A 26258-nucleotide genomic window follows, 5' to 3' on the forward strand; every position below is an offset into this window, starting at 1 on the left:
TAAAACCGGTTTCTGGCGAGAAATCCAGAAGAAACCCGGTTTCTGGGGTGTACTTTATAAACCTGGAATCCGCTGTAATTCTCATTCCTTACTAAGTCGGTGGCACAATTCGCCAGTATGTAACAAAAGATTAAGTAGGGTGATTCGAGTTAAATTTAATAGGTTGTGTATGGTTGTGTACGGTTTTTTTTTTACCTTCTACCCCATGAATTACCGCAGAAGCAAGCTCTAATTCCGAGTCAAATATTTGTCCTGCTAGTTCATCTTTTTTGATGTGTTGCCATTTCCATGCAAAGCAAATTTATTCCTTCTCAATCTCCATAACGATGCCACCGGACTTGATAGAAAAACTCATGCTAATTGCGGACAATTGGCAGAGTGAGATGTACCGTTGTTTCCTTTTTATAGATACTGGTAATTGAGAACTCTCCTCCTGCCAGTTCGACAATTTTCTGGACAATTTTTAAGCCGATACCGGTGCCCTGTTGCTCATACCTCTTGCGTTCAAACTGCATGAAGGCACCAATTTTAGCAATTTGCTCCTCTTTCATGCCCTGCCCGGAGTCATGTACAGATAAATGTAGCATCTCCCCTAGGACTTGACTACTAACTTTAATGGTTGTCTCTGGTGAGGAGAATTTCAGTGCATTATCAATTAATTCATGGAGAATAGTTGATAGATATCGGTCTGATAGAGCGATCTCCGCTTCCTCAAGAGTGAACAACATATCGTTGCTACGGTTGACCTTCTGAGCCTGGTATGTCAACTCGGCTTCAATGGCAGAAGCTACAAATTGAGTCCGGGCAGATTCCATTTTGTGCTGTTGACTTGCGGATAGTTCTAATCCTAAATAAATCAGGAATTTTTTCGTTAATGTTTCTAGGCGACGGGCAGAGTCATGTGCCCAGCCTAATATCTCACGGATTTGGGCGATATCCATGTTTTCGATATCGTCCTTGAGCAACCCGATCGTGCCTAAGATCCCATTGAGGGGCGTATTCAGTTCGTGGGATAGAGTAGAAGCTAAGTTGCCACGCAACTCATTGAGGGTGCTGTCCAAGACATTGATGGTATTTTCTTGGATGTGGTATAAGTTCTGGATATTATCATACTGTTCCTTGATTCTGAGCATTGAATGCACGCGAGCACGCAGTTCAATAGCATTTACAGGTTTACTGATGAAGTCGTCAGCACCGACAGTGAGACAATGGGCAAGGTCTGATTTTGAATTTAATGCTGTCACCATAATGATGGGAACGGCTTGCCATTTTGACATGGCTTTGATTTTCCGACAAATCTCGATGCCGTCTATTCCCGGCATCATCACATCCAGCAAAATAAGATCCGGATCAAATATGTCGAGGGATGCGATCGCTTCTTCCCCGCTGGCAGCATAATGCAATTGATAATCCTGCTCTGATAACAGGGTTTCAATCACATCAAAGTTATCCGGCTCATCATCAACAATTAAGATAGAAAATTGAGACATAATTGCCACCATTTCAATAAGGTAAAAATTTTATAATTTCATCTGATACTCGTCAGCTATGCTGCCAAAGTGATTTCAAAAATTGCTCCTTGTGGTTGGTTGTTTCTGACACAAATTTCGCCCCCATGTGCCTCAACGACGATTTTGCAGAAAGCTAAACCCAAGCCTATTTGAGAGACATCCGACATCAGATTTCCAATCTCGTATTTCTCAAAAATTTTGTGTTGCAATGTATCAGGAACACCTGGTCCAGAGTCAATAACCTGGATTTTTGCCTTGCCCGATGTGAGGAATTCTACAGTCACTATGATTTGACTATTGGGTGGGGAAAACTTAATGGCATTCGAGAGGAGATTATCCAGCATTCGATGTATCATGGTGGCATCAACCGAGACTTTTCTACTGTTTTGTACTGGTAAATTAGCGACTATAAACTGACTTTTTTGAGCAGCAATTCCTTCAAAGTTTGAGATAGCAGATTCTATGATATCGCACAGATAAATATCAGTGTAATTGAGACGCTTTTTACCGGATTCGAGTAAATAAATTTGCAATAAATCATCAATTAATACCTGTATTGCTTGTGCTGACGAGTAAATCCGTTCCAGTTGCATTTGTTGTTGTTCTTTAGAAGACTCTAAGCTTTTTAGGAGTTCCAAGCCAAGCAAGATACCAGCCAGGGGATTGCGTAAATCGTGGACTACCATTTTAACCATATCTTCCCGCAATTTGAGTAAGCTTTGCAGGTCGTCATACTGGTGCTTAATTCGCAGCATACAGTGAACTCTGGCACGTAGTTCAATAGCATTTACAGGTTTACTAATGAAGTCGTCAGCGCCCGCAGTGAGACAATGGGCAAGGTCGGATTTTGAGTTTAATGCTGTCACCATAATGATGGGAACGGCTTGCCATTTTGACATGGCTTTGATTTTCCGACAAACTTCGATGCCATCTATTCCTGGCATCATCACATCCAGCAAAATAAGATCCGGATCAAATATGTCGAGGGATGCGATCGCTTCTTGCCCGGTGGCAGCGTAATGCAATTGATAATCCTGCTCGTTCAAGAGAGTTTCAATCACATCAAAATTATCGGGTTCGTCGTCAACGATCAAAACAGATGGTACATTCATGAATTATCTTACCAGGGAAGTTAAAAGGTGTTGAATAGTGCTTGCCAATTGCTTCAGCTTAACGGGTTTGGTGAGGTAATCATTGGCTCCGGCGGCAAGACAACGATCGCGATCGGCAGTCATGGCTAAGGCAGTTAAGGCAACGATCGGCACATCGACTAACCTAGGATCGAGGCGAATCTGCTGCATAGCTTCTAGACCATCCATACCAGGCATTTGAATGTCCATCAAAATTAGATTGGGGTTTTCCGACTTGGCCAGGGCGATCGCCTCCTCTCCATTCTTCGCCAAGAGAATGCGATAGCCTTTAGCTCTCAAGTAGCTCGAAACCGTACTGATATTGGCTTCGTTGTCTTCTGCCAGCAAGATTAAGGGAGAGCCTCCCTGCTGTTGGGGCCCGCTGGGTTCGATGCGGGGCTCTGTCTGGGATTCCGGGTCAACAGATGAGGGCGCACCAGTAGGGGCAGTGCCCCCGTGCCTGCCCTCGAATTCGATCGTGAAGCAACTTCCTACACCCACAGTGCTGGTGAGCAACACCTGCCCGCCGTGGAGTTCGACAATGCGTTTCACCAGGGCAAGCCCCAAGCCAGTGCCTGCATATTGACGATTCAGGGCGCCATCGATTTGGATAAAGGGCTGAAACAGTTTGTTGATATGTTCTGGGGCAATACCAATACCTGTATCGATGACGGCAATTCGCAGACTCTCTTTGACCAAAAAATGGGGTGAGGAATCGGCAGAATCTGGGTCTGCCCGGCGCTGTTGACGGCTAACTTCTAGGGTGATGCGTCCTCCGTTAGGAGTGAATTTTACCGCGTTGTTGAGCAGGTTGATCAAGACTTGGCGCATCCGCCGTTCATCAATCAATAAGTCGGGCAGATTGAGTGGCACTTTAATCTCTAGCTGGATGCGTTTTTGCAGGGCTTGTTGTTTGATAAATGCCAGACTGGATTGACAGAGATGATTGATTGAAACTGGGGTGCAATCGAGCTCCATTTGACCCGATTCAATTTTGGCGACATCCAAAATGTCATTGATTAACTCTAGTAAGTGAGAGCTACTCCGCTCGATGGTTTGTAAAGCTTTGATTTGTTGTTCGTTGACGATGCCAAAGACTTGCTCTTGTAGCCCCTCGCTCATGCCCAGAATGGCGTTGAGGGGGGTGCGGAGTTCGTGGCTCATGTTGGCAAGGAATTCGTCTTTGAGGCGGGTAGCACGGGCCAGTTCTTGGTTAGAGACTGCCAGTTGTTCGTTGCGCTCGGTGAGTTGCTGCTGGGCTTGTTGCCGTTCGGTGAGTTCTTGCTGCAACTGCTCAAATAGGCTAGCTTGTTGAACCGCGATCGCCAACTGGTTAGCAATTTGTTGCAGGAGTTGTGCTTCAGATTCTTGCCAGACTCGCTTTTCTCGGCAAGCATGGACGACTAAAACCCCCCAGAGCTTGTTGGTTGGGCCAGGGGCAACCCCTCTATGGCTTTGGCTGCTTCGGACTTCTTGCAGGATAGGTGCAACCATTTTGGACTTGACTTCACCAACGCTTGCGTATTCCACCAAGCAATTAGTCCCCATATCGGTCATTATATCCGGGACGATACGGGGCTTGCCCTGGGAATAGTGGTTGAGGATTTCTTGAGACCACAGTTGCTCGTCCCAGTGATGGTTTTTGAGCGCGGGAAACTCGGTCAACACAGATTCTTCAACTATTTGACTTCTGCCATTGCCAAATAGCCGGATTACGATGATTCGATCGCCTTGCAAGATTTCTTTGACTTGCTGTGTCACAGTCGCCAAAATTTGGTTAATATCCAACGATTCGCGAATTTGCTGGGCGATTTCTCCCAAAGTTCGCTGCCGTTGCAGTTGTAAAGCGATCGCCTTTTGTGTTTCCTTGCGGATAGCCAGTTCTGATTGTACCTGTTCGTAGAGGTAAGATTGCTGAATGGCGATCGCTAATTGGTTAGCAATTTGTTTAAGTAAATTGATTTCCCAGTCTTGCCATTGGCGCGGACGATCGCATTGATGAACAATCAGTAACCCCCAGAGGGTTTGATTCAGAATAATTGGAACTACGAGTTTAGCTCTGACTTGGATTTCTGCGAGGAATTCAACCAAGCAGGGTAAGATTGACTCGTTTTCATCTTCCCTATCGTTGAGGGCATAAACTTTTCCTTGGATATAGCGATCGTAGTTCTCTTCGGGGAAAACCTCTTCTGGGAAGAGGATATCCAGAAGCTTAAGCCTATTTGGCGAAACTGATTCAGCAATGGCAGCCCCCGTCCCTTCAGGAAAAACCCGATAAACCAGCGTTCTGTCTGATTGCAAGAGCTGATGGATTTCCTCAACAGTGCTATTGAGAATCTCGTCCAGATTCAGAGACGATCGCATCCGTTTAGTAATCGCTCCCAGCAAACGTTCCTGTTTTGCTTGTTGTTGCAATCTCAGTTCGGCTTCTTTGCGATGGGTGATATCCTGAAACGTGCCTACCAGACCAATAATATTACCTGAGCAGTCTCGCAGGGGAGCCTTGTGGGTTTCGAGAAATATTGGTTTACCATTGGGTAGGGTTAGCGTTTCTTCGATCCCTAATATAGCTTCACCCGTTTCGATTAACCGCCGATCCATCGCACAATACTCGTTCGCCTCGACTTCTTTCTGGCAAATATCTAAATCTCTTTTACCTATACTTTCGGTCGTAGATGGCAAGCCTAGAGTTTTGGCAAACTGCTGATTGCATCCTAAAAAAACCGACTCTCGATTCTTCCAAAACACCGAAAGCGGGATGGTATCGAGTACCGTTTGCAGAAACTGCTGAGATTCCTGCAAAGCCTTCTGGGCCTGTTTGCGATCGCTGATATCTACTAATACACAAATAGTTTGATCCTCTGAGCCTGGAAGAAGTGCGGCTCCGATCAGCACAGAAATCCGGCTGCCATCCTTACGGTAGTATTCCTTTTCCAAGGAATCGATCGCGCCATCCTGCATCAGGCGCTCCATCGCTACAACATCAGCGGGGAGATATTCGGGCGGGGTCATAGCATCCCAATGAATCATCCCAGCATTTAGTTCCTCCCTAGTGTAGCCAATCATCTGTAAGAAGCGATCGTTGGCATCGATAATGTTCCCATGAAAATCGGCAAACATCATGCCGCTCACACTGGACTCAAACACACGGCGGAAGCGGATTTCACTGCTTTCCCTGGCGAGTTCAGCTTGTTTGCGATCGCGGATATCCGATATAATTCCCTGGATGCTAATCAATTCCCCTTCAGCATTGATAACAGGTCGGGCGCTGCTTCTCACCCAGACATAATTGCCATCTCGGTGGCGATGTCGGAACTCATAATCACTTGACTTTTTACCAAGTTTGACATTCTCCCGATAATCAGTAACCACCAAAGGGCGATCGTCTGGATGCACCAGGGATATAAACGACTTACCCATCCATTCACTCTCGTCCCAGCCAAACATGGTCTTGAATTGCGGTGACAAATAAGTGAGCATCCCATCGGGTTCACATGACCAGATCAAATCATTAGCCCCTTCTACCAGGCGCCGGAATTTAGCTTCACTCTCTGCTAATTGGGCTTCGATTTGTTTGCGATCGCTGATATCGCGGCATACACAAATCAATAATCCATCCTCTGTGAGGGTGAGGGATAGCCCTTCGGCAAAGGTAGAGCCATCTTTGCGGGTGGCGATCGCCTCTCCCTCCCAAGCGCGATCGCGCCCCAGCACCGGCAAGACTTCCCGCTCAAACCGTTCTAACTCGTGTTGGGAATACAAAAGTTTCCAGGTTTTGCCCACCAGTTCTTGAGGATGTTCGTAGCCAAACAGTTCTAGATGGGCTTGATTCAAATAAAGGTAGGTGTCTCCTTGCATAATTGCAATGCCGTCGATCGCCGCCTCAATTGCTGCCAGTTGTCGTTTTAGGGTTTCTTCGGTTTGTTTGACATCGCTAATATCTGCAAAATAGCCAACAATCTCGATTGGCGTGCCTTCTTCATCTCGCAGCAGACGCATTTCATCCCGTAGCCAAACGTAGTGACCATCGCGATGCAAAAATCGATATTCATGCTGATGAGTGTTGTGTTCAAAGAGAGCCGATAAATGTGCAAAAACTCTAGGGGCATCTTCTGGGTGAATATGGTTAGCCCAGAAGCCAGATTCCGATAAAAAATCTTCTGGTTTGTAGCCCAAAATGGCTTCGATATTTTTGCTCATGAAGGTTGCTCCATAATCGCCATAGGGCTTACAGCTATAGATCATGGCGGGGCTCGATGCCAGAAGAAATTCGAGGCGTTCTTTCAAAAGGCGATTTTCTAGCTCTGTCTGTTGGCGATCGGTAATGTCTTGGATCAGGCCAAGCACATAGAGATGTTCATCATCCATCAATAGGATAGAAGTGGAAAAGGAGATAGTGCGGCACTGTCCATCTGGGCGCCGGATTTCCCTTTCCACGGCGATCAAGTTGCCCCCTTGTCGTATCTTTTTCAGGTCGGCAATCGTCTGTTTTTGAGATTCTTGATTATTCAGGTACAAGCTGTGATACCACCCCAGACGGTTAATTTCTTCTAAGGTGTAACCCGTAATCGTTTGCATTTGCTGATTCCAGACTGTGAAGCGGACAAATGGAAACTCCTCAACTTCATAGAAAACGCACAGCCCTTCAGTCATGTTTTCTACAATTTGTTGACGGAAAGTATTTTCCTGCCGAAGCGTTGCTTCGGCAAACTTGCGATCGGTAATGTCGAAGCGAATGGCTAGATACTGAAAAGGTCGCCCGCCTTCGTCCAAAAAGGGGACAATGGTGCTAGCAACCCAGTACAGGCTACCGTTTTTTGCCTGGTTGCAAATTTCACCGCGCCAAACATGACCGCTAGTAATGGTCTGCCACAAATCTTGGAAAAATGCAGGGGGATGATAGCCAGAGTTGACTAGGCGATGGGTTTTGCCCATGAGTTCATCGCGGGAGTAGCCAGAGATCGCACAGAAGGGATCGTTGACGTAGGAGATCACCCCTTGGCGATCGGTGATGACCACAATGGCAGACTGATCCAAGGCCTGTTTAAAGGCTGATAATTCTTGAATTAACTGCTGTCGTTGGAGTTCAGCCTGTTTGCCTCTGCTAATATCAAAGTTGACCCCAATCATGCTCTGGGGATTGCCTTGGGCATCTGGCACGACGACACCATAGGCTTTAATAAAGTGGAGGCTACCATCGGGATGCAACACTCGAAACTCGGTATCAAATTCTGCTTGTCCTAAGAGGGCTTGTTGGAGCAATGTTTCGGTGGCGGTGCGGTCTTCGGGATGTAGCCGGTTTGCCCAAATGTCGTAAGGCAGAGGGGAATGAGATTGTTTTGTGACACCGTACAGTTCGTACATCCGCTCATCCCAAAAGACGGTGTTTTGTACAAGATCGAAGTCCCAACAACCGATCGCCCCTGATTTGAGCGCCAAAGCGAGGCGATCCGATACTGTCTGTAGTTCTGCTTCTGCACGTTTGCGATCGCTAATATCTTTGGCGATGCCTAAAAAGCCGATAATTTGTTGATTGACATCCTTGAGGGTGCTGATGGATAGCGACACAGGAAATCGAGAACCATCTTTACGGATATAGCTCCACTCTTCTTCGCTGACAATACCTTGGCGTACTTTGGCAACAAAAAGCTCAAAGCCGGGAGGAATATTTTGCCCTAGTTCAGCAGAGAGTGATGATGCCCGGTCAATTACCTCATTTGCATCGTGGATGAGTGCGGGCGTAGCTTTGCCGACCACTTCTGCTGCGCTGTAACCCAGCATCCTTTCGGCTGCGACATTAAAGGTCTGGATGATGCCAGTTGGGTCTACGGAGATGATGGAGTAATCAGCACAATCGAGGATGGCGCGTTGCAGGCTGTTGACTTGCCAAAGCTCTTGGGTGCGTTCTTCAACTTTTGCTTCTAGCTGTTGGTTTAGTTGGTACAGTTGTCGCTCAGCCTGTTTGCGAGCCGTAACGTCTCGAATCATAAACAAGGCTTCATCTTCGCCACTCTTGACAACTCTGACCTCTTCATATTTCAGGCGTGGGCCAATGTACACCTGCTGTTCATAAACTTGCAGTTCTCCTGTCCGTAAGGCTTGTTCTAGGTGGTGTAGATGTCGGGTCGCAATTTCTCCTGAGATCATATCCACCATCGCCACACCAGGGGTATCGAAACCTGTACCGAGAAAGTCGAGCTGACGATTGGCTGTCACGCTCCCCCGATAAATACCATCGGCACCGATGCGAAACATGAAGTCGGGAACTGCTGCTAATATGGCTCGGCTGTGGGCTTCGCTCTGGATCAGGGCGGTTTCGGCAAGTTTGCGATCGCTAATGTCTGTAGTAGTTCCTACATAGCCGACTACTTGCCCGTCTGCATCCAGTTCGGGAACGGACTGCCCATATACCCAAGCCACAGCACCGTCGGGACGTTGAAAGCGGTATTCGAGTTGGAAAGAGCGATTTCCTTGAATGAATTGCTCCCATTCGGCGATGACCCGATCGCGATCGTCGGGGTGTAGCCCTTGTTGCCATCCTTCCCCGAAAGCGGTTTTTGGGGTGAGTCCGCTGATCTGAAACCAGCGATCGTTAACATAGATGCACTTACCCCTAGCATCGGCGCGGAAAATCCCCACTGGTACGGCTTCCACTAGGCTGGCGTAGCGTTCTTCGCTTTCTTGCAGGCGGACTTCAGTTCGTTTGCGATCGCTAATGTCGGTAATGGTGCCTATATAGCCGATCCGATGTCCATTGGCATCGAGTTCGGCGACGCACTGCCCATAAACCCACGTTACTTCACCGTCGGGACGTTGAAAGCGATATTCGAGTTCAAAAGAGTCGTTACCTTGAATGAATTGCTCCCATTGGGCAATGACCCAATCGCGATCGTCGGGGTGCACTCCTTGTTGCCATCCCTGTCCGATAGTGGCTCCTGTTGTGAGTCCGCTGATCTGAAAGTAGCGATCGTTGACATAGGTACATAGCCCCTCGGCATCGGTGCGAAAAATCCCCACCGGAGCGGCGGCGGCAAGGGAGGCGTAGCGTTGTTCGCTCTCGATCAGGGTGGCTTCGATCCGCTGTCGCTTTACCAGTTCATTCTGCAATTTTTGGTGGATCGTGGCTTGCCCAATGGCGATCGCCAGATGCACTGATAAGGCTTGTATCAGTTCAACTTCTTCCGGTTGCCAGTCGCGGGCGTGCTGGCTTTCGCTGGCATTGAGCAAGCCCCATAACTCATCGCCACACAGTAGCGGCACCAAAATTTTGGCTTTTGTCTGGAGGCGGATCAGCATCTGCCGATGACAGTCTGATATGTTGGCTGTGGAGATATCTGGTACGACGCGAACATATCCCTGACGATAAATCTCAGGATTGTCTTGCTTATAGCAGGTCTCATTGACCCGTTGGCCCAACAGAGACAGGGACGAGTCGGTGGATTCCGCCACGACAATGATTTCCCGATCGGCTTCAAACCGCCAAATATTGACGCGATCGCAGCCGAGCACTTGCCGCACCTGCTGCACAGTCGTATCCAAAATCGTTTGCAGGCTTAGGGACGAGCGAATTTGGGTAGCCAAGTCTGCGACTAATTTCTCTCGTTGTACCTTGGTGTTGAGAGCGGCTGTCCGAGCTTCCACCTGCTGCTCGAGCTCAAGGTTGCGATTTGCTAGCAGCGCTACCTTTTCCGCCTCTAGCCGCACCACCTTCTCTTCCCACTTCTGGACCAGCTTGTATAGCTCCAGCGGGTTGAGGGCTTGCAGCAAACTGGTCTGGGTGACAATACCCAGTAACTCCCCTTGTTCCCCTGTCACCGCCAACCGACGGATCGATCGCTGCTCCATGAGCTCCTGCACAGTCCAGAGTGAATCGTCGGGTCTAACGGCAAAAATCGGCGTACTCATTACCGCTTCAGCCCGACAGGTTTCCAGGTTCAAGCCCAATGTCTGAAATTGCACAATATCCCGCTCGGTGAGAATCCCCACAGGAATTTGTAGCGGTTCAGTAGAGATTCCGCCTGGGTGCACAATCATCACGGAACTGACGCGATGCTCTGCCATAAGTTGAGCGATCGCCAGTAGGGAACAATCTGGCGCAGCACAAATCACTTCGCGGGTCATCACTTCTGCTACCATACGCAACCGCAGCAGGTCGATCGGTCGAGATATTTGGCGCAGACTTTCGTGAGTGACTAGGCCCACTAGGCGATCGAGCTCGTCCACGATGGGCAAATGGCGAATGTGGTGCTGTTGGAGCAGATTAATCGCAAAAAATAAATCGGTGAAGGCGGACTCGCGGAGGGTGACGACGGGGTGTGCCATCACCTCCCGGAGCGCCAAATTCTCCAAGGAACGCTGCTGGGCACTCAGCCGCACCACGTCTCGCTCGGTCAGTACGCCAACCAATTGCTCGTTTTCGACTACCAACACGCAACTCGATCGCGCCTCCTTGTGGAGGTCGTCGAGTTGACCATCCGCCGTTCTAGGGGTGTTGCAGAGCGATCGCACGCCACTCATTTGGGCGATCGCATCCATCACCGTCGTATCGGGCGAAACCACCAAGGGCTCTCGCACGATCGCAGTCCTGAGTTCTATGGGAGTGAGAGCAGTAGTACGAATGAACATGAGTTTATAGGGTTTTTTTGCTGATTATTTTTTTAACCATTTCGCCTTAAACACATGAGCTGATAGCGTAGCCGGGGGTCAGCCATAGTAACGAGAAGAGTTACGTAGCTGCACGACATTCTCTAAATATTATATTTACTTACAGTTCGCTTTTGCCGGAAATGACTTAGGGAATTTCTGCCACTCTAAGCTAACGCTTTTGCATCCTTTTCATGAGATGATAAAAACAGGAATTGCCCTCAACCCTTTACTGGATTAAGTGAAATCTCGGAGAAGGCGCCGTAACGATCAAATTTGTTGACTCTTGACGATTACTGGGAATTCTACAGTACAGCACTTTGCGTGACTAAGAGGTACAGTAACAGCAGTGAGCAAAATAATTTTCGATTTGCTTACTTGAACATAATTTCACTCCCAATTCCAATAGTTTTTCTACTATCTGTATACTTCGAGGTACAAATCTCCTGAGCCATGCCTTTAATTCCCACCATAAATGTTCGATCGGGTTAAACTCTGGTGAGTAAGGTGATAAATACACTATTCTTGCTCCCACTGCTTCAATCATTTCTTCTACCCCCTCTACTTTGTGCGCCTTCAAATTATCCATGACTAATACCGCTCCTTGCCATAATTTTGGAACCAGTTGTTCTTGCACAAATTTCTTGAACTCCTCTCCGTTTATCGATTTTTCTATTGTCTTCATGGCGATGACTTTCTTATTGCTTATTGCTCCCACCACTGTTACCCTACTTCCTCTATAAAATGGCTTGATATCGTAGCTTCCTTCTCCCTTTTTACTTCTAGCTCTAAGTCTCATTATCCCCAGCAATACGCCCATTTCGTCCAAAAATATCAGATTTTCTGGTTCGACATCTCGGATTTTTTCCCAATATTCTACTCGCTTCTTTTGATTAATTTCTTTATGGGCTTGACTACTCCGTAGTGTTTTTTTTTCAAAGTGAGTTGCTGCTTTTGTAAGAATCGGCACATGGCACTCTCGCTCAACCATACTCCTGTTTTTTCGTGCCAATACTCACAATATTCTGCAAGTGTGTAATCTGGATACTGGGCTACCATCTCTTCAATCTGTTGTTCGTGACCAAAGAGTTGGCTCGGTTTACCACCCTTTGCCTGACTAGGAAGTAGTCTTCCTGTCTCTTTTTTTCGCTTTAGTAGTGCCTGTACGGTACTTTTACTGACTTGAAATCTTTCTGCTACTTTCCGAATAGAGGTGTTACCTGCTTCGTAAGTGTTAATGATCTTTTGACGCATATCTAGGGAGTAGGGTTTCATTTTTCTTTTTCTTACCACCTCTACTATTGTACCTAATCGTTAAGCAAAGTGCTGTATACAGATCGCTATTCCCCCAAGTGAGAAGTTGTGATGCGTTTAATTACTTTCATGTGGGGCTTTTCTGATATTAAGCGTAAAACACTACCAGCCATATCTCGTGGAGTGGGATTAAGCCATGAACAAACACTCTTGCATTTCCTAAGCGAATTACTTGAAAATTAGAACGCTGGAGAGAGGCTAGGTTAAACCTTTTGGACGCTCAGCATAATCGTACAAAACAATGGCTTAATACACCGATTAAGGCAAGTCCAACAGTTAGGGTCAAAGTGGGAGAAGCAGGGGTCATATATCTTCTTATTGCCAGAAGATTGTTCCCAAATGAACCCAATTAAATGGAAGTGGCAACATCTTAAAAAAGATGAATTAGCGGCACAAATGTTTGAAGCGGAGTTATATAGCAATCCTAAATGATTCATGTAAATTTGTAGGTAGTGCCTTTCTTTGCCTACCCCCTATCTATCGGGGCAACCGGGCGTGGGATTGCCCCTACAATAATTACGCGAATGATTTAGGGTTGCTATATCTCGCCTACGCCGTAATTCATGGAGTAGAAGTTAGAGGAGAAACGAGTTTCAAAAAAGAAGGCAAGTGCAGGCCCGTGCTCCCAACTCTGAGGCCATAATTCATTCCAAATCTAAAATCTAAAATCTAAAATCTAAAATGGTATGAGATTGCTTCTTGAAGGGCTGTCGCTACGCCAATAGATGAGTTATATAGCAATCCTCGCATCAGTTGTAAAAATATGTAGGGGGTAGTGCCTTTCTTTGCCTACCCCAGCCTGCATCGGGGCAACCGGGCGTGGGGAGAACCCTACAAGAATTACACAAATCATTTATGATTGCTATAAGACCCAAATCAAAACTATTTTCGGTAATCTTGAAAAACAGGAGTTGCTATAATTTAAAGTTGAAAAACAACTGTACGGAGCGAAAATTATGGGACTATTTGACCAAATTTTGAGCGCGATCGACAATCCCAACCAACAAGCAAGTCCCAATCAGTTGGGCAACATTCTCGGTGCGGTAGAGCAGTTGAGGGGAAACCAGGGCGTCGATGCGGGTACGGCTCAGTTGGCGATGTCGGTTTTGGGCGGATACGTGCGATCGGCATTGCAAAACGTGCGATCGCAGTCAGGAGACGCACAAGCTCAACAACTTGTCAACCAATTTAGCGGTACAAATCCCAATCCCCAAGCAGTACAGAGTTTGTTCGGAGCCGGCCAACTCACGCAGATAGTGACCGATATAGCCCAAAGAACTGGTTTGAATAACGCCACAGTGCAGGCGATGATACCTGTTTTGGTGCCGCTCATACTGAATTTGCTACAAACCGGCGGCAACGCCCAAAATCCAGCCCAGGGTGGAAATCCCGTTTTGAATACGTTTTTAGATACAGATGGAGACGGCGACGTAGATATTACTGACGCCATGTCGATGGCTAGCCGCTTTTTGAATCAGCGCCGTTAATTTGGGATTTTGAAACCGCAGATATCAGCGGATGGACACAGATGAACGCAGATAGGATTTTATCTGCGTTCCTCTGCGTTTATCTGCCTTCATCTGCGGTTTCAAAAATTCCTACTTTAACCCAATCCCAAATCAGTCACAGCACCGATACTGCTAGAAGAAACCAACTTAGCGTATTTAGCCAAAACGCCCCTAGTATAGCGAGGTTTAGGAGGCTGCCAAAGAGCGCGCCGCTGCTCCAATTCTGCATCAGAAACATTGAGCTGCAACAAGCGATTGTTAGCATCAATTGTAATCGAATCGCCCTCTTTTACCAGAGCAATTGTGCCTCCTACTTGTGCTTCTGGTGCAACGTGACCGACAACCATGCCGTAAGTTCCGCCCGAGAAGCGGCCGTCAGTAATTAACCCGACAGAATCGCCTAAACCTGCGCCAATAATTGCCGAAGTTGGTGCTAACATTTCGCGCATTCCCGGCCCGCCTTTGGGCCCTTCGTAGCGGATGATAATCACATCTCCGGCTTGAATTTTGCCTGCTAAAATTGCATCCAAACAATTTTCTTCAGATTCAAATACCCGCGCCGGGCCGGTAATTTGCGGTTTTTTAACGCCAGTAATTTTAGCAACGGCTCCTTCTGTTGCCAGATTTCCCCTGAGAATTGCTAAATGTCCTTGGGCGTAAAGCGGGTTGTTCCAAGGGCGGATGACATCTTGGTCGGTGCGGGGTTCGGCTGGAATATCTGCTAACACTTCGGCAACAGTTTGACCGGTAATTGTCAGGGCGTCGCCGTGCAGCAAACCCTGTTCTAGCAGCATTTTCATTACTTGAGGAATGCCGCCGGCTGTGTGCAAATCGGTTGCTACGTATTTGCCGCTGGGTTTGAGGTCGCACAGCACTGGTACTTTTGCTCGAATAGTTTCAAAATCGTCGAGGGACAGTTCAACGCCGATCGCATTGGAAATGGCCAATAAATGCAGCACAGCGTTGGTTGAACCGCCGACTGCCATGATGACCGCGATCGCATTTTCAAAGGCCTTGCGTGTCAAAATTTGGCTCGGTAACAACTGTTTGCGGACAGCTTCCACCAGCACTTTTGCAGATTCGGCAGCGCTGTCAGCTTTTTCGGCATCCTCAGCAGCCATTGTCGAAGAATAAGGCAAACTCATGCCCATCACTTCAAAAGCGCTCGACATGGTATTTGCTGTGAACATTCCGCCACAGGAACCCGCACCCGGACAAGCTTTTTGTTCGACTGCATTGAGTTCTGTTTCGTCAATTTTGCCCGCGCTGAATTGGCCGACTGCTTCAAAAGCGCTGACAACGGTTAAATCGCGTCCGTTGTGGTGTCCTGGTTTGATCGTGCCGCCGTAAACAAAAATAGCAGGAATGTTCATGCGGGCGATCGCAATCATCGCCCCCGGCATATTTTTATCGCAACCGCCGACAGCCAGCACCCCGTCCATACTTTGGCCGTTGCAAACTGTTTCGATGGAATCCGCAATCACATCTCTCGACACCAGAGAATATTTCATCCCTTCTGTTCCCATCGAGATTCCGTCGCTGATAGTAATCGTACCGAACATCTGCGGCATAGCGCCCGCTTCCCTTGCACCCGCAATAGCCCGCAAAGCGAGGTCGTTCAATCCCATATTGCAGGGCGTAATCGTGCTGTACCCGTTGGCAATCCCCACAATCGGCTTAGTGAAATCGTCGTCACCAAAACCGACTGCCCGCAGCATTGCTCGGTTGGGCGCGCGCTGCACGCCTCCAGTCACAGCTTGGCTTCTCAAATTTTCAGGCATTTTAAAATTTCCTTTGTCAGTTAGTTGTCGGTTGTTCTGTTGTCTGTTGTCTGTTTTTCTTTGCCGCTGGCTGTTGACTGCCCAGTGCCGAGAGTTTTACGCTATTTTTAATTTTCTCAGAAGCGTTCATATTTGTCAGGCCTTTTAAGAGGCAGTGGCACCGCAGTGCCCGGAAAGCAATGCAAAGATTCTACAGATACTACAGCGTGCAGAGTGAATACCGTGGTTATCTGGGATGATGTGGTAACACCCATCACTCTAACGTTTAAAAAAAATTGCGAGGCGAATGACATGGAGGCCGATCGAATTCTGAGGCAATATGCGGCCGGAGAAAGAAATTTTCGAGAAATTAACCTCGCCGGGGCCGACTTAAAAGGGGTAAACCTCAGCGAGGCTAACTTTACCAGATCGAATTTCCAAGACGCAAACCTCAAAGGCGCTAACCTGACGGGAGCGAACTTGCGCGAGGTGAAATTGGCAGGGGTGGACTTGACGGAAGCCAACCTCAGCGAAGCAAATCTCATCGGTACCGATTTGAGCCGTGCCAATCTCAGCGGGGCTAACCTGATGGGAGCCAACCTGCGCGGCTCAATGGCCAGAGAAGTCAACATGACTAAGGCTAATTTGACGGAAGCTAATTTGACCGAAGCCAACTTTACCGAAGCGAATTTGTTTGCGGCCAACTTAACCGAGGCTAGCATGATTCGCATTAATTTGATGAAGGCAAATTTGAGTTGGTCAACTCTCAAAGCGGTAAACCTGACAAATGCCATCCTCAGCGAGTCGCTTTTAGAAAGAGCTAACCTAAATCAGGCAATTCTCAGCGGGGCGATGGTGAGCGGGGCAAACTTGGCTGGTGCAGACTTGCGCCAAGTAACGATGGTTGGAGCTAATCTCACCGACGCTAATCTGAGCAATGCTAATTTGAGAGTTGCTAATGTTAGTTGGTCAACGTTGGCAAGAGCTAATTTGAGCGGTGCTAATTTGTACCGTGCCAAGCTGTGCTGGTCTAATTTTAGCGGGGCTGTTTTGGTGGAAGCGGTTTTGATTGATGCTAATCTCAATCGAACTAACTTCCGCGATGCAGATTTGAGGCGGGCAATTATGCCCGATGGCACAACTAATGATTCTTAAAATTTGATTGTTGACTGTGGACTGTTGACTACTAACTAATGACTACTGACTACTGACTACTAACTAATGACTAATGACTAATGACTAATGACTATCACTGAATTATTGATGTTGGGTGCGGCGGGAATTTTTGCCGGAATTCTAGCTGGATTTTTGGGTATCGGCGGCGGTACGGTGCTCGTGCCTTTGTTGGTGGCTCTCAATTACGCTCCGGTGCAGGCGGTTGCTACTAGCGGTTTGTCGATCGTCATTACAGCTATTTCTGGCAGCATCCAGAATTGGCGCATGGGCTACCTCAACTTGAGTCAAGTCGCAGGCATCGGATTTCCCGCCGTCATCACCGCACAAATCGGTGCTTATTTGGCGGGGATATTTCCGCCTTACTTGCTGTTACTTACTTTTGGGTTGTTGCTGTGGTTGAATATTTATTTGATTGAAGTTCGCAAGCACCTGACAGCTAAGAAGAAAGCGGAACTAGAACAAGGGGAACTGGGAGGACAAGCGGGACAAGGAGAAAATGCTCAATTACCAATTACTAATCACGAATTACCCAATAATTCCAATATTTTATTCCATCCAACTTTTGCTAAAATTGCTACCGGCAGTGCGGCGGGTTTATTAGCGGGTTTGTTCGGCGTAGGCGGCGGCGTAATTATGGTTCCCCTGCAAATTTTGCTGTTAGGAGAAAGCATTAAAACCGCAATTCAAACCAGCTTGGGCGTCATCGTCATCACGGCAATTTCGGCGACGGCGGGACACGCGGCGCGCGGGAATGTTTTGTGGGTTGTGGGGTTAATTCTTGGCGGCGGCGGTTTGTTGGGCGCGCAGGTGAGCACGCGGTTTTTGCCGAGATTGCCCGATCGTATTGTTAGTTTAGCTTTTCGATCGCTCTTGGCAGTGTTATCGATTTATGTTTTCTGGCAAGCTTGGCAAAAATTTAGTAACGGGTAATGGGTAATTGGTCATTGGTCATTGGTCATTGGTCATTGGTTATTGGTCATTGGTTATTGAGGCAGAGCCTCCGGGTATGTATTCCCAGGCAGAGCCTGGGAACAAGGCTAAGGCTACAATGACAGTTGACACTTTACTAATGACTAATGACTGATGACTAATGACTGATGACTATTGACTGAGTTTCTTCACGGCGCGAGTCAGACGCTGCAAATAAGGCTTGACAATTTCTTGATTTTGTCTCTGCAATTCGGACACTTGCTGCTGCAACTGCTGAATCTCGGTTTGCAACATCCCTGTGTCTATTGTGGGTCGATCGAGCAAATCCTGCAATTGCTGGAGAGAACCTTGGATTGTATCAAAGTCTACTTCGTTCGATCGCTCCTGTAACTGAGCCGTAATAGTTTTAACTTCAGTTAACTGTTCGCCCATCAATAAAAATCGGACGTTGACATTTTCCCAATCATGCTCTCTCAGGGCACTATTTTCCAAAATGCGGAGTTTTTGCTGCAAATCGGACAGGGTGGTGTAGAGTTCCTGAGAATCAGCCGGCAGCGCCTGGGCTTGGCGTTCGAGGGAGGCTACGGCAGCTTGTACCTCGGCGATGACGCCGGATTCCAAGCCCAGGAGTTTTTGCTGCAAGTCGGAGACGGCGGTGTAGAGTTCCGCAGGTTCTCCAGGTAGTATCTGAACTTGCTGCGATCGACGTTCTACTGCGGCCTGTACGTCCGTAATCGCAGAATTTGCCTTTTGTTGCATTTGTTGCTCGAAACGCTGGCGATTGGCGAGATTTATCGATAGTGCTGCGGTTAAGGGGGCGGCAGCGTAGACAATTTGGCCCGACAATCCTGCAGCAATCGTGCCAATAGCTGAACCAGCAACAGAGGCGTATTCTACCAATTCTAGCCAGTCCGGCTGGTTCGGGCCACTTCTGGAAGCTGGGAATGATGCTTTTTCAATCTTCTGCATAGCCTTTTAGTCGTAGTCGGATAGATGGCGATACCGACATGATAAAAGCGATCGGCAAATAAATCAGGCCTATTTGTCAAAATTTCCTGATTGTGGTATTTTAATTCACCGAAAGCATCCAGGATACCCGCCACGTGATTCATCTCGCGCAAGTTAATGCTTCAATTCTAAAATCTAAAATCTAAAATCTAAAATCTAAAATCGATTGACCTTCTGCCTTCAAAACGGTCAATCTCAGGTAAAATTCAGGATTAAGTCGATCGCTCAACAGTTAACCAATAAAAGTTCACCGCCGTCTGTCAGGAGTATAGAGAAAATGGGTCTTAAGATTATTGAAAGCTACGATAGCAGTTTTGTCCTCGAACCCGATGCTAAAACAGCACTGTTCGGTTCATTAACCGGTGAAAGCTTTCTCCAACAAATAGCGCTACAATTGCAATGCTCGCGCATTGAGTTTGCCGAGTTACTGTTTCAGCCAGTCCCTTACAGCAGCGAGACGCCGAAGGGAATGCCTGCGGAATTTGAAAAGTATCATCAATCGAGCGATTTTGCGATCGTCAACGTCCCGCCTAATTTCATGTTCCAAGCCAAAATATTTAAACCCAGCCGCCTCTGTGCAATCTATCGAGTTTTTAAGAATTAGGTAAAAGCTGGTTCATCTGTGGTTTAATCTAAAATCTAAAATCTAAAATCTAAAATCGGATGACAGAAGACATTCAATCTCTCGCCAGCTTAGAATTCATTCCATACATAGACTCCGAGGGGAAATTGCCCGATTTTGTCCAAGGAAAAATCGGCGTTTACGCAATTTTTGACAGCGATAAAGTCCTGCAATTTGTCGGCTATTCTCGCGACATTTACCTCAGCCTCAAACAGCATTTGGTACGCCAAACCCAATATTGCTACTGGCTGAAAGTCCAAACTATTGACAAGCCCAGCCGCACGATTCTAGAAAGCATTAGAGAAAGTTGGATTGCCGAAAACGGTTCCCAACCCCAAGGTAACGGTGCCGATGCTGCCAAGTGGAACGATCCCATCGACACAAAAACTGTAATGACTGCCCAAGAAACGGCAAATTATGAAGGTATCTTCGCCGATGAAATTGCCAAAGATAAATTGTTGAAAAATGTCGCGCGGCGCGTGGAAAATGAAATTTTCGCGCTGCTGAAAACTCGCGGCGTAACAGAAGAAATCCGGTTTAATCCCAAGCTCAAAACTAGCGGATTGCTGGATTTAAAGTAAATACCGCTCACCCGGCAGTCCGCCAGGGAATGAATTCCCTGTCTAATAGCGAAAGTCCTCTAAAAGAGGACTAAGCTGTTACGAATCTAGATTGTATTTTTGGGCGGGCGGGACGCCCAACACCTACTCCCCACAAGACTTGGATTTTTTTTGACAGACAATTTAAAGGCCCAACAGCTTAATAAATTATTCAGTCCTCTTTTAGAGGACTTTCACTTTGAGGCAGGGGTTTCAACCCCTGACGGACTGACGGAATATCGGTTTTACCTTAAACAGATGCTCGTGTACAATCTATCTCATATATTCTCTGGGTCGGTTAAATTTTAAAATGTTGAAATGTATTAAAATTTAACAGATATCGGAATCTGCAAAATTAACTCGGTTCCTCGGCCCGGAGCAGAAATACAACTGATTTGACCTCGATGTTTTTCCACTACAATATCGTGACTGATTGCCAACCCTAATCCAGTACCGCGGCCTACAGGCTTCGTAGTAAAAAATGGGTCAAATATCTGGTGGCGCACTTCCTCACTCATCCCACAACCGTTATCGGCAATGTTAATCACAACGGATTGAGTGTTTTGAGTGGCTAATATTGAATCTTGATTGTGCAGCGCAGCTTCTGACTCAAAACCTACTGAAGTGCTGATGGTAATTTTTCGGGGAGACGATTGATTTTCCAAGGCATCAATAGCATTACTTAGCAGGTTCATGAACACCTGATTTAACTCACTGGCGTAACAGGTGACTCTTGGCAGTTGGCTGTAGTTTTTAATGACCTCTATCTCCCCAGCTTTGTTTGTCCCCTTCAGTCTGTGTTGCAAAATAACTAAAGTATTGTCAATGCCTTCATGAATATCCACTGGCTTGTACTTTTGTTCGCCAAGGCGGGTGAAGTTCCGCAAAGACATCACAATTTCGCTAATCCGAGAAGCACCCTCTGTCATGGAATTCAGCAGTTTTGGATAATCCTCTGCGATGAATTCGGGTTGAATCTCGTTCAATTTGCCGATAATTTCTGCAACGGGGTGGGGGTAGTAATGTCGGTACAATTCGACGAGGCGAAGCAAATCTCGTGCATACTCCGCCGCTAGAGAAATATTGCCGTAGATAAAGCTGACGGGATTGTTGATTTCGTGAGCAATTCCTGCCGCTAGCTGACCTAAAGAAGCCATTTTTTCCTTCTGTATTAACTGAGCTTGAGTTTTCTTTAGTTCAGTTACGGTTTGTTCGAGTTGCTGGGCGTAGGATTGTGTTTGCTGGAACAACTGGCGCTGCACGAGTTGATTTGAGACGCGGGCGAGAACTTCTTGTTCGTGAAACGGTTTTGTGATATAATCTATACCACCAACTTCAAAGGCTTTGACTTTATCTAATACTTCATTTAAAGCACTGATAAAAATAACTGGAATGTCCTTGGTTGTGGGAGAAGCTTTCAATGCTTGGCAGACTTGGTAGCCGTCCATACCGGGCATCATGATGTCGAGCAAAATCAAGTCAGGAGGAGTTAATTCGATCGACCGCAGCGCTAGTTTGCCGTCGGGTGCGGTGCGTGTTTTGTACCCTTGCTGCGAGAGTATTTGAGCTAAAAGTTGCAAATTAGCCGGAATATCATCAACAATTAAAATATTCCCTTTTAAGACGGGAGTTGCTTCGTAATTCATATCTATTGCGGTAAAATAACCTTTATATAGCAATCCTTGCAGGAGTCGTAAATTTTTGACCCCACCCCAACCCTCCCCTTATCAAGGGGAGGGAGTAAGAAATTCACAAATGATTTAGGATGGCTATAGGCTTGTAGTGAGTACGATCGCCCGATCGCGTTTTATGAGGACGATCGTACTCATTACAAACCTATCTCATATCCTGATTATTTTGCTTCGGGATGGATGAGAGCTAGTATTTGATTGAACTGAAACTCGTTAGCCAATGTGGCTAGGGCGCTAGCTAAAGCGTCATTACGATCGCGAATTTGCTCAATGTGGATCAGAATTAACTCTAAATCGCACTCAATTGTGGCTTTCTCTAAAGCTGCCAGCCAATCTGCGGGTAAAGCTGCCAGACTCTCTGGAGTCGGAGCCTCAATTTGAGTTGACTCGGGAACACTCTCCGGTTCACCGTAAATGTAACGCACTCCCAGATGTTTCTGCAGGGTGGCAAAAATTTCTGTATCTCGAAAGGGTTTGTGGATAAAGTCATCCCAATCATCTGATACAGTAACGGTTGGCGCTTCCTCGGCGTTACTGGCACTCACGGCAATAATTGCCGTAGCTTGACCTTTAACGGTGGCTTTAATGCGTTTGGTCGCTTCATGTCCATCCATCACGGGCATCCACATATCCATAAAAATTAAGTGTGGCTCAAAACTCGACCACATTTCAATAGCTTCCATGCCGTTTGTGGCTTCTTGGAGTTCAAAGTTAAAGTCAGCGAGGAGTTTGATCAGCAGTTGGCGGTTGTCCGATCGATCGTCCACAATCAAAATACGATAGCGTGGCTGGTTGCGTTCCAGCGCTATCACCCGACGCGGTGGCTGTACGGGTTGAGGCGCCGGGACATCAACGGCGCTGACGGGGATATCAAACGCGAAGGTGGTGCCGCCTCCTACTTCACTGCGTACAGTAATCACGCCGCCCATCAGCTTGATAAACTGTTGGCTGATAGCCAGTCCCAAGCCTGTTCCTTGCTGAGATTTTGTTCCTGTTTTGGTTTGCACAAAGGCTTGAAAAAGTTTATCTAACTCATCAGCAGCTATGCCGGAGCCAGTGTCTTCTATTTCAAAATGTAATTGGTAATTACTAATTAGTAATTGCTGATCTTCACCCTCATTAACCGCACTTACTCTTACCCTAATTTCTCCTTGTTTCGTAAACTTAATGGCGTTAGAGAGGAGATTGATTAAAACTTGGCGCAACTTAAGTTGATCTGTTTGCACATATTCGGGAACTTCGCTAGAGCACTCAAATATTAACTGCAATTGTTGCTCCCTTGCCTGGAGTTGAAACATCTCTTCCAAATCGTTCAACAGGCTGCTTAATTGAAATTCTGTTGGGTTGATTGTAATGCGTCCCGCCTCTATTTTGGCTAAATCTAATATTTGATTGATTAGAGCGAGCAAGTGTTCTCCGCTGCGGTTGATAATGCGGATATTTTCCTGTTGTTCGCGAGTGAGGTTGGTAGAGCGCTGCATCAATTGGGAGAATCCCAGAATTGCGTTTAGCGGGGTGCGGAGTTCGTGGCTCATATTTGCCAGGAAAGTGCTTTTGGCAAGGTTGGCGGCTTCTGCGGCCCAGGCGGCTTGTTGAAGCTGTACTGCTTGCTGTTGAGTGGCTTCGAGCAATTGAGCTTGTTGTAAGGCGACTCCCAATTGGGTGCTAATTTGCAGCCCAATATTGATTTCTGCTTCGCGCCAAGTGCGGGGTACAGAATTTTGATAGCTGGCGAGCAAACCCCAAAGTTGACTGCCGCAAAATATGGGGAAAATAACGTAGGCTCTAGCTTGAAATTGTTTTAACAGTTCTAGGTAACAAGGACTCAACCCAGCGGTGTATATGTCTTCAATTATGCGGTAAGGAACGCCTCTAGCATACATACCACCTTGATTTCTTTGTAGATAGGTATCCAGCACTGGTTCACCGGAGGCTTGCATAGTTTTCACGGTACAGCGAGAGTCTTCGACGAGATTGTTTGGCACATTAAAATCGTCGGCTTGTGGGATCAGAGATATCCAGCCCGAAGCCATTGACTCGGCAACAAATTCGCCACTCCAATCAGGATTAAAGCGATAGATACCGACACGATCGCATTTTAGGGTTTGTCGCAGTTCCGAGGTTGTGGTTTTGAATATTGTGTCAATATCTAAGGATTGACGGATGCGATCGATGCTGCGGGCGATGGCTTGTTCTCCCTGGGCGCTTTCTCGCAAAGCTGACTCGGCTTGTTTGCGATCGCTAATATCCAAAACAGTGCCGAACAAACGGAGCAACTGCCCTTTTTCATCATAAACAGGTTTCCCTCGGACTTCAATGTAAGTGAGCGAGCCATCTCTTCGGAGCAGCCGCAGATCGATTTCAAAGCTTTGTCCCTTCATCGCTTGATCGCGCACCATTGTCAGATAGCGCGATCGATCTTCTGGATGAAAACGCTCGATTAATTGTTCGTTTGGCAGCGGTTTTTGAGTAGGATCGAGCTCATAAATGCGATAGAGTTCTTCACTCCAAGTAGTTGTTGCTGTGGCAATATCGTATTCCCAACTGCCAATACGGGCAATTTTTTGGGCTTCCAGCAGTCGGGATTCGGCTAACTGGCGATCGCTAATGTCGCGCGCTACCCAAACCGCAGAGCTATCGGAAAGTGGCGAAATTTTAGCAGCAAACCAAACTTCTTGGTTATTAATCGGCAGACTGTAATCAAAACTAATAGTTTGTTGGGTTGCCAATGCCTGTCGAACTTGAGCAAAATAAATCTCCTTCCTTGCCTCATTAAAAAATTGTTCGATGATGGAGTCGATCTGATTCGTATTAGAGTTGTATTGAAAAATTCCCTTAGTGGGTATAATTTGGATGGTTTCTTCTTGAAGCTCAAAAATTAATACAATATCTGTAATCGACTCAAAGATTTTCACAACTTGCTCAGTAGAAGTGGAAAGTTTTTGTTCTAGCAATTTGCGCTCAGCAATTTCATATTGTAATAGTTCGTTAGCACGACCTAAAGCAGCGGTACGTTCGGCAACTTCGGCGGCTAAAGTGTGATTGTAGTCAGTTAATATTTTTTCAGATTGTTTGCGCTGTGCGATGTTATAAAAAGCATTGATGGCATAAACAATATTTCCGCCTTCGTCAAAAATTGGTGTGGCGCGCACCTCAAAAGGAATAAATTTCCCCTTTCGATGAAGTTCTACATCTTCCAGGAATACTGTTTCGCCACGCAGTGCTCGGAATGCGGGCAGTTCTTCAGTGGGATAAAGCTGGTTTTGGCGGTAGATTTGATAAACTTCTACTGCTTTTTCTAAAGTTGTATCGGGAATAGTTTCTACGCCGAGCCAATGCTTGGCAGTTTCGTTGAAGTACACGACTTTACCGGAGGCATCGTGGATAGATACTCCCGCAGGTATGGCTTCGATAAATTGCTTGAGTTGGCTCTCTCTTTGCGCTAAAGCTTCATTTAAAGATTTTTGGTCTGCAAAAGCCTGTTGCAGTTGGGCTGCCATAAAATTGAAGGAATTGGCGAGTTCTCCGACTTCATCGAAGCGTCTAATTTCTAAAGGTTGATCCCATTTTCCTGTGGCAAGATTTTTGGCTGCGGTATTCAAACGCCTAATTGGTTTTGTCACCCAACGGGAAGTCAAAAATCCGATCGCGATCGCCAGTGGCAGTGTACCGATCAATAACCACAATGTATGGCGCGTATTTGCTTGAATGCGAGCCATGAAATCAGACTCTGGCACCACCACCACAATCAACCAATCTAAGCCACGGAAATCTCGATAGGGAGTGACACGGACAAATTGCCTATCGCCCTTGCTCGCTAGAGTCAATTTCTCGGTTGTTTGCAGCGTGCGGAAGTTGCCAAATCGGTTGGCGAGTTGTCGAGCAATATCTCGCGTGCGGGCATCCTTGCTGTTGGTGGCTAGCAATGGCGTCGGTTGTTTTTTTGTTGTTGGCGTCACCAAGGGTGTTTCTAGTGTGGATGTGGCAATCAGATTTCCCGATCGATCCATAATAAAAGTTTGTCCTGACGCCGAGAATTGCAGCCTAGCCAAAAAGGTATTGATTGCCGAGGGCCCATTATGATCCGTGAGGCGATCGCGGGTACGTTCTCCTACTTGTTCGATTAACTGATGTGCTACATCCTCGATTGATTCCTGACCACTTTTGAAAGAAAGATAGCCCACTAGCCCAACTACACTTACCGTTTGCAAAACAAACGGAACAATCAGAACCGTTCGCAGCGGCAGCTTGCTAAAAAAATTGGCGGTTAGGCGGTTGAAGTGATAAATGGGCATGGGTATGAACCAATTGCGCTGATAATCGTATTTTAACCGCTGTAGCGTGCCTTTATCGGCAATTGGCGCGC

At 46.8% G+C, this 26258-nt stretch carries 14 protein-coding genes and 1 pseudogene; 6 read left to right on the forward strand and 9 right to left on the reverse strand.

The genetic code is table 11. The features are described from left to right. Nucleotides 1-356: 356 nt before the first annotated feature. The 5 genes from QUB26_RS18780 to QUB26_RS32030 form a co-directional block, all read right to left on the reverse strand. Nucleotides 357-1490, reverse strand: coding sequence for a hybrid sensor histidine kinase/response regulator (locus QUB26_RS18780; protein ID WP_333244703.1), 1134 nt, complete (start codon nt 1488-1490; stop codon nt 357-359). Between the two features lie 56 nt (nt 1491-1546). Continuing rightward, entirely contained in the window at nt 1547-2623 is a 1077-nt protein-coding gene (locus tag QUB26_RS18785) for a response regulator (protein ID WP_333319195.1), read from the reverse strand. A 3-nt stretch (nt 2624-2626) separates the two neighbouring features. Beyond that, the gene (locus tag QUB26_RS18790; RefSeq protein WP_333319197.1) at nt 2627-11266 is read right to left on the reverse strand and encodes a PAS domain S-box protein; all 8640 of its coding nucleotides are present in this window, start codon (nt 11264-11266) and stop codon (nt 2627-2629) included. A 346-nt stretch (nt 11267-11612) separates the two neighbouring features. Continuing rightward, the gene (locus tag QUB26_RS18795; RefSeq protein ID WP_333319199.1) at nt 11613-12275 is read right to left on the reverse strand and encodes an IS630 family transposase; all 663 of its coding nucleotides are present in this window, start codon (nt 12273-12275) and stop codon (nt 11613-11615) included. Next, nucleotides 12161-12559, reverse strand: coding sequence for a helix-turn-helix domain-containing protein (locus QUB26_RS32030; protein ID WP_445299620.1), 399 nt, complete (start codon nt 12557-12559; stop codon nt 12161-12163). Before QUB26_RS32030 ends, QUB26_RS18795 begins: the two co-directional genes overlap by 115 nt. A gap of 26 nt (nt 12560-12585) precedes the next feature. On the opposite strand from QUB26_RS32030, the pseudogene QUB26_RS18800 reads away from it, so the two are divergent. Both QUB26_RS18800 and QUB26_RS18805 read left to right on the forward strand, forming a co-directional pair. Next, nucleotides 12586-12766 (forward strand): annotated as a pseudogene (locus QUB26_RS18800) (IS701 family transposase); the annotation flags it as partial. Nucleotides 12767-13554: 788 nt separating this feature from the next. Further along, nucleotides 13555-14085: a hypothetical protein gene (locus tag QUB26_RS18805; protein WP_333244691.1), complete on the forward strand. Its 531-nt coding sequence runs from the start codon at nt 13555-13557 to the stop codon at nt 14083-14085. Between the two features lie 116 nt (nt 14086-14201). Here the strand turns inward: QUB26_RS18805 and ilvD are convergent, their stop codons facing one another. Continuing rightward, nucleotides 14202-15887 (reverse strand): dihydroxy-acid dehydratase, encoded by a 1686-nt coding sequence (gene ilvD / locus QUB26_RS18810; protein WP_333244689.1) that lies wholly within the window; start codon nt 15885-15887, stop codon nt 14202-14204. A gap of 291 nt (nt 15888-16178) precedes the next feature. Here ilvD and QUB26_RS18815 point away from each other — a divergent pair, with 291 nt between their 5' ends. Both QUB26_RS18815 and QUB26_RS18820 read left to right on the forward strand, forming a co-directional pair. Next, a complete protein-coding gene (locus QUB26_RS18815; protein ID WP_333244711.1) occupies nt 16179-17021 on the forward strand; it encodes a pentapeptide repeat-containing protein in 843 nt (280 codons plus the stop codon). Between the two features lie 87 nt (nt 17022-17108). Continuing rightward, nucleotides 17109-17972, forward strand: coding sequence for a sulfite exporter TauE/SafE family protein (locus tag QUB26_RS18820; RefSeq protein ID WP_333056634.1), 864 nt, complete (start codon nt 17109-17111; stop codon nt 17970-17972). 171 nt (nt 17973-18143) lie between these two features. Here the strand turns inward: QUB26_RS18820 and QUB26_RS18825 are convergent, their stop codons facing one another. Then, on the reverse strand, nt 18144-18941 hold the full coding sequence (locus QUB26_RS18825) for a hypothetical protein (RefSeq protein ID WP_333244683.1): 798 nt from the start codon (nt 18939-18941) through the stop codon (nt 18144-18146). A 316-nt stretch (nt 18942-19257) separates the two neighbouring features. Between QUB26_RS18825 and QUB26_RS18830 the strand changes: the two genes are divergently transcribed. Together QUB26_RS18830 and QUB26_RS18835 are read left to right on the forward strand one after the other, a co-directional pair. Beyond that, nucleotides 19258-19584, forward strand: coding sequence for a hypothetical protein (locus QUB26_RS18830; RefSeq protein ID WP_333244709.1), 327 nt, complete (start codon nt 19258-19260; stop codon nt 19582-19584). A 59-nt stretch (nt 19585-19643) separates the two neighbouring features. Beyond that, nucleotides 19644-20183 carry a GIY-YIG nuclease family protein gene (locus QUB26_RS18835; RefSeq protein ID WP_333244680.1) on the forward strand — a complete coding sequence of 180 codons (540 nt, stop codon included), beginning with the start codon at nt 19644-19646 and terminating at the stop codon, nt 20181-20183. Between the two features lie 341 nt (nt 20184-20524). Here the strand turns inward: QUB26_RS18835 and QUB26_RS18840 are convergent, their stop codons facing one another. Both QUB26_RS18840 and QUB26_RS18845 read right to left on the reverse strand, forming a co-directional pair. Next, a complete protein-coding gene (locus tag QUB26_RS18840; RefSeq protein WP_333244677.1) occupies nt 20525-21847 on the reverse strand; it encodes a response regulator in 1323 nt (440 codons plus the stop codon). A gap of 206 nt (nt 21848-22053) precedes the next feature. Beyond that, the gene (locus tag QUB26_RS18845; protein ID WP_333319201.1) at nt 22054-26187 is read right to left on the reverse strand and encodes an ATP-binding protein; all 4134 of its coding nucleotides are present in this window, start codon (nt 26185-26187) and stop codon (nt 22054-22056) included. Nucleotides 26188-26258: the final 71 nt, after the last annotated feature.

The organism is Microcoleus sp. B4-C1, assembly GCF_036705285.1.
GTDB lineage: Bacteria > Cyanobacteriota > Cyanobacteriia > Cyanobacteriales > Microcoleaceae > Microcoleus.